11 protein-coding genes are annotated in these 9,543 nt (G+C 62.6%); 6 read left to right on the top strand and 5 right to left on the bottom strand.

Features of this window, described 5'->3' with window-relative positions:
- Positions 1 to 8 precede the first annotated feature (8 nt).
- The 3 genes from IL252_RS16245 to IL252_RS16255 all read left to right on the top strand — a co-directional run bounded on the left by IL252_RS16245 (position 9) and on the right by IL252_RS16255 (position 2,225).
- Positions 9 to 422 carry an Lrp/AsnC family transcriptional regulator gene (locus IL252_RS16245; RefSeq protein ID WP_018257790.1) on the top strand — a complete coding sequence of 138 codons (414 nt, stop codon included), beginning with the start codon at positions 9 to 11 and terminating at the stop codon, positions 420 to 422.
- Between the two features lie 271 nt (positions 423 to 693).
- On the top strand, positions 694 to 1,308 hold the full coding sequence (gene idi / locus IL252_RS16250; protein ID WP_153552653.1) for an isopentenyl-diphosphate Delta-isomerase: 615 nt from the start codon (positions 694 to 696) through the stop codon (positions 1,306 to 1,308).
- Between the two features lie 83 nt (positions 1,309 to 1,391).
- Entirely contained in the window at positions 1,392 to 2,225 is an 834-nt protein-coding gene (locus tag IL252_RS16255) for a hypothetical protein (RefSeq protein WP_208628871.1), read from the top strand.
- A 2-nt stretch (positions 2,226 to 2,227) separates the two neighbouring features.
- Here the strand turns inward: IL252_RS16255 and IL252_RS16260 are convergent, their stop codons facing one another.
- The 5 genes from IL252_RS16260 to IL252_RS16280 form a co-directional block, all read right to left on the bottom strand.
- Positions 2,228 to 2,425 carry a hypothetical protein gene (locus IL252_RS16260; protein WP_208628872.1) on the bottom strand — a complete coding sequence of 66 codons (198 nt, stop codon included), beginning with the start codon at positions 2,423 to 2,425 and terminating at the stop codon, positions 2,228 to 2,230.
- Positions 2,426 to 2,605: 180 nt separating this feature from the next.
- Positions 2,606 to 4,378: a histidine kinase N-terminal 7TM domain-containing protein gene (locus tag IL252_RS16265; RefSeq protein WP_208628873.1), complete on the bottom strand. Its 1,773-nt coding sequence runs from the start codon at positions 4,376 to 4,378 to the stop codon at positions 2,606 to 2,608.
- Between the two features lie 938 nt (positions 4,379 to 5,316).
- Positions 5,317 to 5,952 (bottom strand): homing endonuclease associated repeat-containing protein, encoded by a 636-nt coding sequence (locus IL252_RS16270; RefSeq protein WP_208628874.1) that lies wholly within the window; start codon positions 5,950 to 5,952, stop codon positions 5,317 to 5,319.
- A 78-nt stretch (positions 5,953 to 6,030) separates the two neighbouring features.
- Positions 6,031 to 6,681, bottom strand: coding sequence for a hypothetical protein (locus IL252_RS17670; RefSeq protein ID WP_244257300.1), 651 nt, complete (start codon positions 6,679 to 6,681; stop codon positions 6,031 to 6,033).
- A gap of 223 nt (positions 6,682 to 6,904) precedes the next feature.
- Positions 6,905 to 7,087, bottom strand: coding sequence for a hypothetical protein (locus IL252_RS16280; RefSeq protein ID WP_208628875.1), 183 nt, complete (start codon positions 7,085 to 7,087; stop codon positions 6,905 to 6,907).
- A 126-nt stretch (positions 7,088 to 7,213) separates the two neighbouring features.
- Here IL252_RS16280 and IL252_RS16285 point away from each other — a divergent pair, with 126 nt between their 5' ends.
- The 3 genes from IL252_RS16285 to IL252_RS16295 all read left to right on the top strand — a co-directional run.
- Positions 7,214 to 7,645 carry a hypothetical protein gene (locus IL252_RS16285; RefSeq protein ID WP_208628876.1) on the top strand — a complete coding sequence of 144 codons (432 nt, stop codon included), beginning with the start codon at positions 7,214 to 7,216 and terminating at the stop codon, positions 7,643 to 7,645.
- On the top strand, positions 7,642 to 7,902 hold the full coding sequence (locus IL252_RS16290) for a hypothetical protein (RefSeq protein WP_208628877.1): 261 nt from the start codon (positions 7,642 to 7,644) through the stop codon (positions 7,900 to 7,902). Before IL252_RS16285 ends, IL252_RS16290 begins: the two co-directional genes overlap by 4 nt.
- The coding region (locus IL252_RS16295) for a hypothetical protein (RefSeq protein ID WP_208628878.1) at positions 7,899 to 9,543 on the top strand (1,645 nt) is incomplete at its 3' end. The genes IL252_RS16290 and IL252_RS16295, both read left to right, overlap by 4 nt.

A 9,543-nucleotide genomic window follows, 5' to 3' on the forward strand; every position in this document is an offset into this window, starting at 1 on the left:
ACACCTCAATGGACGACCTCGACCGCGAGATCATGGGCATCCTCCGGCGGGACTCCCGAACGCCGTACACGGAGATCGCCGACGAGGTGGGAACCTCCGAGGGCACCGTCCGAAACCGCGTCGAGCGGCTGATCGACGAGGGGATCATCGAGCGCTTCACCATCGCTACGCAGACGGGCAACGTCAAAGCGATGATCGAGGTCAGCGTCGACGTCAACGTCGACACGCACGCAGTCACCGACCTCATGGCCGAGTGGCCCGAAGTCGACTTCGTCTGGCAGGTGTCGGGAGAGGAGGACATCGTACTCGTGGTCGACTGCGCCGACACCGGCGGCGTCAACGAACTGATTACACAGGCCCGAGAGCTGGAGGAAGTCGTGAGCACGAAGACGAGGCTGATTCTCGACGAACGGCTCGGATAGTGCCGTTCACTGGAGCATCCGGCGAGGTGGGGCTGATTCTCGACGATCTGGCTCGACCGCGCCGACCGCAGCCAGCGCGCCACCGTCCAGTCCCAGTTTCTCCGGGCGGTCCACGAGCGGTTCCGTGCCGCCGGGATCGACCTGACCGAGACGACCCAGCACGAGCTCTCTGGCGCTGTTCGCCTCGCCGACGGGGACGAAGCCGACGCCTCACGTTCTTGATCCGTCCCGCAACCGAAGCAGCAAAGAGTGCCTGCCGAGAGCCACCGGTATGAGCGACGCAGCCGAAGGGAGTAAGAGCGACTCCGCCGAGACCCCAGACATGGACGACGACGTGGAACACGAGAACGCGCTCCAGGACGTGATCGCCGTCGACGCGAACGACGAGAAACAGGGGACGGCCAACCGTCTCGATGCCCACACGGGCGACGGCATCCGCCACCGCGCGTTCACGGCGCTGTTGTTCGACGAGGAGGGGCGGATTCTGCTGGCCCAGCGCGCTCACGACAAGCGTCTGTGGGACACTCACTGGGACGGCACCGTCGCGTCCCACCCGGTCGAGGGCCAGAGCCAGGAGGAAGCCACCCGCCAGCGCCTCGAAGAGGAACTCGGGATTACGCCCGACCAGTACGACGATCTCCAGAAGACAGACCGCTTCGAGTACAAGCGCTACTACGAGAACGCCGGCGTCGAGTGGGAGGTCTGTACAGTCCTGCAGGCGACGCTGACCGACACCTCGCTGGACCGAGATCCCGAGGAGGTCGGGGGTCTGCTCTGGGTGTCCTACGAGGACCTCCAGGAGAACCCGAAGTTCTACCGACAGCTCCGTCTGTGTCCGTGGTTCGAGATCGCGATGCGGCGAGAGAGCGAGGCCGACGGCGAGTAACACGCGGGTCGGATGCGGCCACTCGTCGCGTTGCGAGGAGTGGCCAACGCCGCCCTCTCTCCGAACCAGGGTGAACAGAAATCGTGATCGAACACCTCCTGTGGGAGTTTCTCCTTCCGGTAGGCCTGATCGCGGCTGTCTTTGTCGCCGTCGAGTATCGACGCGACTGGCGAATTGCCCGGTACCTGTTCGAAGACCGAGGACGGACGGTCGTCTACGGCACGAGCGGGGCGCTCGTCGTCGTCGGTATCGGGACGACGTACGTCCTCGGGGACCCGGCGGCGGCCCCCCACTACGCCGGTCTCGACACGTACCACCTCGCCTGGACGCTCTTTCTCGTCGGTGCCGGAGCGACTGCGTACGGCGGTCGACAGTATCGGCTGGCGACGGCGATCAACGCAGCCGACGAGGTGACGCCCGCCAGGGTCCCCGCCAGCGGCCACGTACTCGTCGACGGTGTGGCAGAACCCTGTCGAGACGGACTGGTCGTTTCGGCGTCGGACGGGAGCCCGGCGCTGGTCGTCCAGCGCGGCGAGTGCCCCGGATTCGGTGCCGTAGAAGAGCAGGTGGCGTCGGCTCGGGGACAGGCACTGGTCGCCACAGAGCGGCGTGCGGTCCCGTTCGATCTCACCGGGTCGGACGGGGCCGTCCGAGTCGACCCGACCGACGCGAGTCCCGGATTCCTCACCGGCCAAGTCGACGGTGACGAGATAGAGCGCGTGCTCGCACCCGGCGACACCGTCACCGTGTTCGGTCGGGCCGCGGGGAGCGACTCTCTGGAAGCCGTCGTCCTCGCCGAACGAGGTCCCGAGGCGCTGTGCCAGTTCGCACGGAACAGTCGCCGGCTGATACACGTCGGACTCCCGCTCGCCGTGGTCGGGTACGTCGGGATGGTGCTCGCCGCCGGGATTCCGTGAACTCAGGACACCTCGTAGCTGTGGCCGTCGCTCTGTGGCGGTGCGCCCATCCCGAGCAGGCGACACTCCCCGTCGGCGTCGGCGGCGACGTGCGCGCGGTGGGGACTACCCGGCTCGGCGACGAAGAACTGGCCGGGTTCGACGCGGTAGGTCCGCAGGCCGATGTGATCGAGGTCTGTGGCTTCGCTGACGTACTTCATCTCTGACACTACCGGCTGTACATCTGTGACCGATTTCGCCACCCCCGGAGTGGCGAAGCTCGTCACGAAGTTACAGCCGGCAGTATGAGGGGCGGTCCGGTTCCGGGTCGAGGTCGGCCGGGTCGACGATGTGGTAGCCCATGGGTTCGCGACAGTGCGACCGGACAAAAGTCCGTGGGATCACCGCGATTCGGTCACACCACGCGTCTCGTCGTCGGCCCGCGGCAGTCGGACGGTGACGGTCGTCCCGTCCTCGACGGCGAAGTCGATCGTGCCGCCGTAGCCACGCACGACCCACGTCACGAGCCAGAGTCCGACCCCGGACGCGTGGTGCAGCGCCGTCTCCTCGCCGCTGGTCACCGCAGCGATCTCAGCCTCGTCGATCCCTGGCCCGTCGTCGATCACGTCGAGACGGACCTGTCGATCGGCGACGTTCTCGGCGACGCGCACCGTGACGGTCGGTGCGTCGCCACCGTGGCGGAGGGCGTTATCGAGGAGTTCTTCGAGCGCGGTCCACAGCGACGAACCGGCCGTGACGGTGAGCGGTTCGGGACAGTCGACGGTGACCGTTCCGTCCGGAAACCGTGGTTCAACGTCGCGAACCACGGCGTTGAGCTCCGAGCACAGCTCGATCGGCGATCGCTCGTCGCGTTCGACCGCGTCGGCGATCTGACCGATCTTGTCGCTGGTCGCCACGAGATCGTCGGTCGTCGACGTGATCCGGTCGATCCGGTCGTGTTCCTCACCCGAGACGGTCGCTCCGAGCAGCTCGGCGTTCCCCCGAACGACGTTCAGGTCGTTGCGGAGATTGTGCCGCAGGAGCCGGTTGAGCACGTCGAGTTGCTGCTCTCGCTGTCGGCGCTCGGTCACGTCGCGGAGGCTGACGACCTGCCCCGAGAGGACGCCGTAGGCGCGGGACAGTCCGGCAATGCGAACGTCGTAGTACCTGACTTCCCCCTCGCTCTCCAGGGGTAGTTCGAGCCGCCCCTCCGTGGGTGTGTCGGGCAGCGCTGTGGCCAGATCGGGGAGCACCGTCGCGAGTGTGTTCCCGAGCACGTCGTCGCGCGATCCCTCGAACAGCGTCTCGGCCGCACCGTTGGCGTCGACGATCCGGCCCTCGCCGTCGAGGATCAACACCCGATCGTTCATCTCGGCGAGGACGACTTCGCGACCGATCTCTCTGGTCACCGGCCCGATGTCGAACAGTTCGCGCTGGAGAATGCCCACCGCGAGGACGATGCCGGCGGCGACGTAGCCAAGGCTCGACGGGTCGAACCCCGAGGTGACGACGTCGAGGGCGTCGAGGACGAACAGCGCGTGGACGATCATCGGGACGGCAATCGCGCCCAGCAGCGCAGTGCTCTGCCAGCGGTGGAGGCGATTCGACCGAACGAGGAGACGCCCGAGCAACACGCCGCCGACGACGACCAGCGCCAGCGAGTACGCCAGATGTGCCCAGAAGGCGATTCCGTAGGTCGGTGCGAAGACGCTCGTGTTCCCGAAGACGGTCGTTCCCGTCGACTGCCAGACCAGCGCGTGGCGACGTGCCGTCACGACGAGGACCGTAACGAGCAGCGGCTCTACCAGCAGCCCCGCCAGCCGACGACGGGTGAGCCACTCCGCTCTGCCGGTGTATTCGAGCACGGTCACCAGCCAGGCCAGCGGGATGACCGTCGAGAGGATCAACTCCGCCTGTGCGAGCGCACGCATCTCTCCGAACCCGGCAGCCGCGAGCTCCAGCCCTTCGGCCATCGACCACAGGCTGGCCGTGGTGACGAACACGGCCAGCGGCGGCGCACCGGGACGATCCCGGTGGAGCCACACCAAGAACGCGACGCCCATCCCGACGACTGCGGCGGTCAACACCAGCAGCAGCGACACCGGCTCGGAGCCGACGAGCAGTCTCGACTGGCCGTCGGCGGTCGACAGCAGCCCCGTTCCGAGCCGGATCATCCGCTCTCGTCTTTGTCAGATCCGAGTATAAGTGTTCGCGTGACGCTGTGCCGGCGTTCCCACTCGACAGCGTCGTCAGCCACCAGCGTCGACCGCCTGGACCACGCCGAGGCCGGCGTCGGCCGCCGATCCTGCCGAGAGGGACAGCCGTGTCTTTTCCGCGACGCTCGACGTGGGCCGCGGGCCGTCCGTGTCGCCGGTGAGCTTCTGGGCGTGACGCGGACGAGCGACGCCGGAGACTCCGTGGCGCGAAGCGTGTACCGTCGCCGGAGAGGGTCTTCATGTGTTCTACAGTCACCTCCTCGCCACTGTCGACCTCCATGCTGTCCTGCATACAGACGGTTCGAGGGGTGGATTCGGGGTAAATAGGTGCCAAATTTCCGGGAGCTAGGATTGAGCGAGCACTCGCGGAGATGTGCTATCATGATTTCGCACTAGTCTACTAGGCTAGGACAAACTAGTGGCTGGCCTAGGAGTGGCCTGACTAGTAAAACAACTTCCTAGCGGCCTAAGAGTGGAGAATTCGGGATTTTCAGGAAAAGACTTAACATACCCCAGAATGAATTTGACCTGCTGAGAACCAGTCTCAGCGGATACAAATGACAGAAATGCCAAACCACCTCAAAGAGTTGCAACACCGTCTCGGCGAAACCGATTTTGCTTGTGTCGATAGTGGGTCCCGAAGCCTTTCAGATGAGGTCTACCCCTCTGTGAAAGCTGAGTACCCATCACTCTGTGATGATCAAATAGATTGTGAAGATATTTGTAATGGTGGAAGTGCGTCGCACGAATGGAAACACCGGGTTCGGATGGTTCTTCATCGGCTGGCCGATGATGAGGCCAGCAGAGTAAGGAGATCAGATAATTACGGAGAATGGCACTTCGCATAGGTAGACCAACTTCATCTCCAGAAGATCGTACAACTGTACCAAGAACTCTCATTCACCATAGTTTTCCAGTGTTTGCTTAATCAGCACGTCTATATCTGGGAAGTTATACTGTTCCTTGATCGTGGCTAGATCAGAGCTTCCTCCAGATTCCAAATGCAATTCAACTGTGTTCGTAACACAGTGTTTCAGCCAGTCTGTATTGTGTCTGCCACCTTTTCCCTCATGTATTTGATCGTGGCACTCTCTGCAAAGATAGCAACCGAGTTCATTATCGCCGTATCTCCAGTGATGAAAGTCTAATCCTGTGTCTGCAGTGTTACAGAGCCTACACCCGTCAGGTCGGTCTTTGGGGTCATCTATAGGATCTCTGGGAGTGAATCCAGCCGTTTTCACAGCTTCGGACCAACTCCCAAATCTCAGTTGATAAGTTCGTCCGTAGTATTCTCCGTATTCGTCCATTTCAGTCTTTGTGGGTGGATACCTTTCCAACTCGTCTGCCAGCCGCTGAAGTTCCTTTACCAGCTCTTTTTCAGTGTACCCACCACTGACATTGTAGTGTTCCCGAGTTTCTGGCTCCTCAAATGTATGGCCGTTTTTGCAGCGGTATGTGGGTACTTTCGTTTGTCGCTCGTAGATATTACTGGTGTCGCACTCAGGACAACTCTGGAGCATGCTGCTTTCCACTCTGGATTATGTGTCTTTCATCCTATTAGTTCGGATAGGCTATGGAATCTCCTCTTCCAGGTACATCAACCCGATTCGCTAAAGGACCAAATTCAGGGCAATCGCGGCTTTCACACGCTCATCGCACACAGTATATCGTCGATGCTGATTCTCCCCTTCCATTTCGATCAACTCGTAATCTTCCAGTTTCGATAGCTTCAGCCGTCGCGACCGCTCCGAGATCGGCGTCAGCCCACGCCCACGGTACACGTCGTCGGCCACCGCCTCGTAGCGCTCGTGCAACTCCCCAGCCGTCAGCACACCGCCCACACGGATCAGCTCGTACAGTAGCTGGTGATGGAACGGCAGCGATCCCAGATTCTGCTCCAGAATGTACCGCTGTGCGCGCTCGTAGGAATCGGCCACGTCGTCGGTCCCGATCTCGCTGTGGTCCCGCTCCTCGACCAGCAGCGCCGCCTGCCAAAGCGCCTGGATTTCCTTCCGGGCGACGCCGGCCACTTCGTCGGCGATCTCCTCCAACTGCTCGCGCGTGACCACACCGGACGGAAGCTCACGCCGAACCCGCGCGTCGTCGACGTTCGCCTCGCTCTCGACGAGGTGGGTCAGCGCTGCATCGAGTACGTCGGACATCGGTGGGTCGTCGTGGGGGTCGCTGGCGACGATCGCGCTGGCTTTGTCGAGGAGTCGCTGCCGTTCGTCGGTGATCTTGAGGGAAGTCCGTCGAGTCATGGTTTAAACTGGTGTATGTACGGGGGGTCGAATCGCGTCGTTCGCGAGTGAGCGACTGGGTGGTTCTTCATAAACGGGGGTCGGGGCGTCGCCGTGATCGGTGCGAACCGCCGACCTGACTGACTCGAATCTATGCACCTTGGCCCATGGCCCACAGCCCACAGGTGCATACATCGAGGATCGGCGATACATCTGGCTCGAACCCCACGGGGTCGGGCCCGGATCATGGACTCACCAACTCTAAGCGATAGTCGCCCTCGTCGTTCTCGTCGAGGCTCTGGACCTTCGCCCAGTGGTCGCCGTTCAGCTCGCCATCCTCGTCGACGATCCCACGCTCGCGTAGGTCGTCGATCGGGATGGAGACAGTTACACAGCCGCCCGCCGGGGAGAGTTTTCGCATCTCCATGCAGCCGGCCCTGCAGTCTCGTTACTTTAATCCTCGGGTGAGTCCCGCGAACCCCGTGATTCGGTGCTTTCTAGGAGGTCGACTGCACCCGGCGAACACGGTCGCAATCGGCGACCGGGTGCTACCATGTACGGAAAGATCGACATCGAAGACGCGCTGTTCGGCACAGTGTTCGCCGCGAGCGCGTTCGTGACGAACGGAATCGCGACGATCAACATCCTGGGGAACGACCTCGGCGCGGCAGTCTGGACGGTCCAGGGAACGGACATCACCTTCGCGTTCCTGCTGACGCTCGTCGCGCTCGTCGGCGCGTACGCGACGAACCGCGTCAACGAGAGCAAGAGCACGTCCTACGAAGTGGACACTGACCTCGCGAACATCGCCCGCGGTGAAGCGCCGGTCGAGATCTACCTCGCGGTGGGCACGGCGATCCTCGTCCTGGTCACGGGGCTGAACATCCTCGGTGCCCAGGAAGTCATCGCTGGCACGGCCGCCTTTGGGCTGGTCGTCGTCGCCGTCGAGGCGTCGGGCTACTACGTCATCAGCTACCTCGGGTGATCCTCGTGCAACTCGATACTCTCCTGGGCTACGGCCTGCTCGGCACCATCGGCGTGTCCGCCTCGACGATCGCTTCAGCTCTCGTCGGCCAGCCGTTCCCCGTCGTCGTTCCGACGATCTTCGCCGCCGCCGTCGTCGCCGCCCACCACGTCCGAACCAACGACTCCGACGACGACCAGCTCGAAGACGCGACCGACCAGGACGTGCGCGATGCCGTCGGCGAGACCGCTGTCGCCATCGACGGAGGCGAGCCATGAACCGCGGCGCGGTCCTAATCGCTGTCCTGCTCGTCTCTTCGGCGATCGCCCCCGCCGGCCTCGCGCTCGCACAGGATAACACCTACTCGAAAACAATCGACGGCCATCCGGAACACGTCATCGTCAACCAGCAGGACATCGATGGCAAGTTCACCGTCGAAGTCTCCACGACCGACGGCCCCGGCGGCAGCAACGTCACGCTCGCCCGACAGCGACTCGGATCGGGCGCGGAGAAGATCATCCAGTTCAACAACGAAAGGGCGTATGAGTCGGTCACTCTCGAAGTCACCGTCCACGGCACCGGCTCTCCCTCGTTTGGCTCAGGCTCCGACAGGCCTGTCAGTCTCGTCTATTTCATCGGATCGACTGGCGGCGACCGCGACCTGACATGTGACACTGGCGAGCAGATCAGCTCGCTGACTAACCCATACGTCGAGGTTGTCGAGTGCGGGACGCTCCCCGGCAGCACGGAGGTGAACACGACGAACGCAGACGCTGAACAGGTCAAACTCGACATCTACCAGTCCGCTCAGAATCAGCAGGCGTCGAGCGAGATCTACCACACGACGCTCGACAACTATCTCGAAGACACGGCCACGCAGGCGCGAATCCTCTCGAAAAACGCCTACATCCGTGCGCTGAACACTGGTGCCTCTGAGGCTGCCTCGAAGACCGAGGCGAAAACTGCGAACGCGAACTACTACAGCATCAAGTACGCGAACCTCGTGATAAAGTGGAACGCTGCCGTTGCTCACGCGAAACATCTGGAAAATGTCACGGAGTCGGAGTCCGGCGTCAGTGAATCGTTCCACAGCGTCGCAGTCTCTGACCAGGGTGGCGATATCGGCCCCGTCGAAATCGTCGGCTACGGTACTACCTCGGTGACACTCCCCAATGGAACCACTATGACGGCCCAGACTATCGATATCAAGGTCACGGACCACAGTGTCGACACCTCGGCAACCTACACGTGGGACCCGTTCCGGGGCACCGAGCGGGTGACTGGCCGGTCAGACACCAGCCCGAGTGACGCGGCTGCGATTTACGAGGTCGTCATCGAAGGCATCCACGTCGACGGGACGGATACTGCACCCGAGCCCGTGCGGTATCTAAACTTTTCGGCGTATCCCAGCCGCTTCGACGCTATCGAGTCCCAGCGCCAGAGTGTTGACTCGGATATCGATACGATCGCTACCAACACGTACGACGCCTATCAGGCTGGCGAGATAAACAACTCCGACCTGATCGACCCCTACGTCTTCAGTCAAGAGTTCTCGCCCGGCGACGAGTACCAGGGCTGGGCCGCCGCGCAACTGACCATGCTCGGGACCAACAGTCCTGAGGCGATGGATTCGATCGGTCGGTTCGACATCTCGACGGCTGACGGGGACCACACCGGGGTGCTGATGTCCCAGACGAACCCCGACAGCGGCCAGTTCGAGACGAACACCACCTACGACCCGGCCAACATCACCGGCACCCAGTACGTGGTCACCGACGACCGGATCGTCGAGCTGACGACTCCCTTCGAGATTCGGTCGATCGAGACCACTGATGGGGAACGTCGACAGAACGTCACCATCGAGAAGACGACCTACGAGACCGCCGACGTGAACACCACCCAGCTCACCAAACTGTACG

The sequence above is a fragment of the Halomicrobium sp. IBSBa genome (assembly GCF_017612575.1).
Lineage (GTDB): Archaea > Halobacteriota > Halobacteria > Halobacteriales > Haloarculaceae > Halomicrobium.

Bases quoted from the DNA above. Each gene is read 5' to 3' on its own strand.
- idi (WP_153552653.1), top strand. From the start codon at position 694: ATGAGCGACGCAGCCGAAGGGAGTAAGAGCGACTCCGCCGAGACCCCA.
- IL252_RS16265 (WP_208628873.1), bottom strand. From the start codon at position 4,378: ATGATCCGGCTCGGAACGGGGCTGCTGTCGACCGCCGACGGCCAGTCG.
- IL252_RS16260 (WP_208628872.1), bottom strand. From the start codon at position 2,425: ATGAAGTACGTCAGCGAAGCCACAGACCTCGATCACATCGGCCTGCGG.
- IL252_RS16285 (WP_208628876.1), top strand. From the start codon at position 7,214: ATGTACGGAAAGATCGACATCGAAGACGCGCTGTTCGGCACAGTGTTC.
- IL252_RS16245 (WP_018257790.1), top strand. From the start codon at position 9: ATGGACGACCTCGACCGCGAGATCATGGGCATCCTCCGGCGGGACTCC.
- IL252_RS17670 (WP_244257300.1), bottom strand. From the start codon at position 6,681: ATGACTCGACGGACTTCCCTCAAGATCACCGACGAACGGCAGCGACTC.
- IL252_RS16280 (WP_208628875.1), bottom strand. From the start codon at position 7,087: ATGGAGATGCGAAAACTCTCCCCGGCGGGCGGCTGTGTAACTGTCTCC.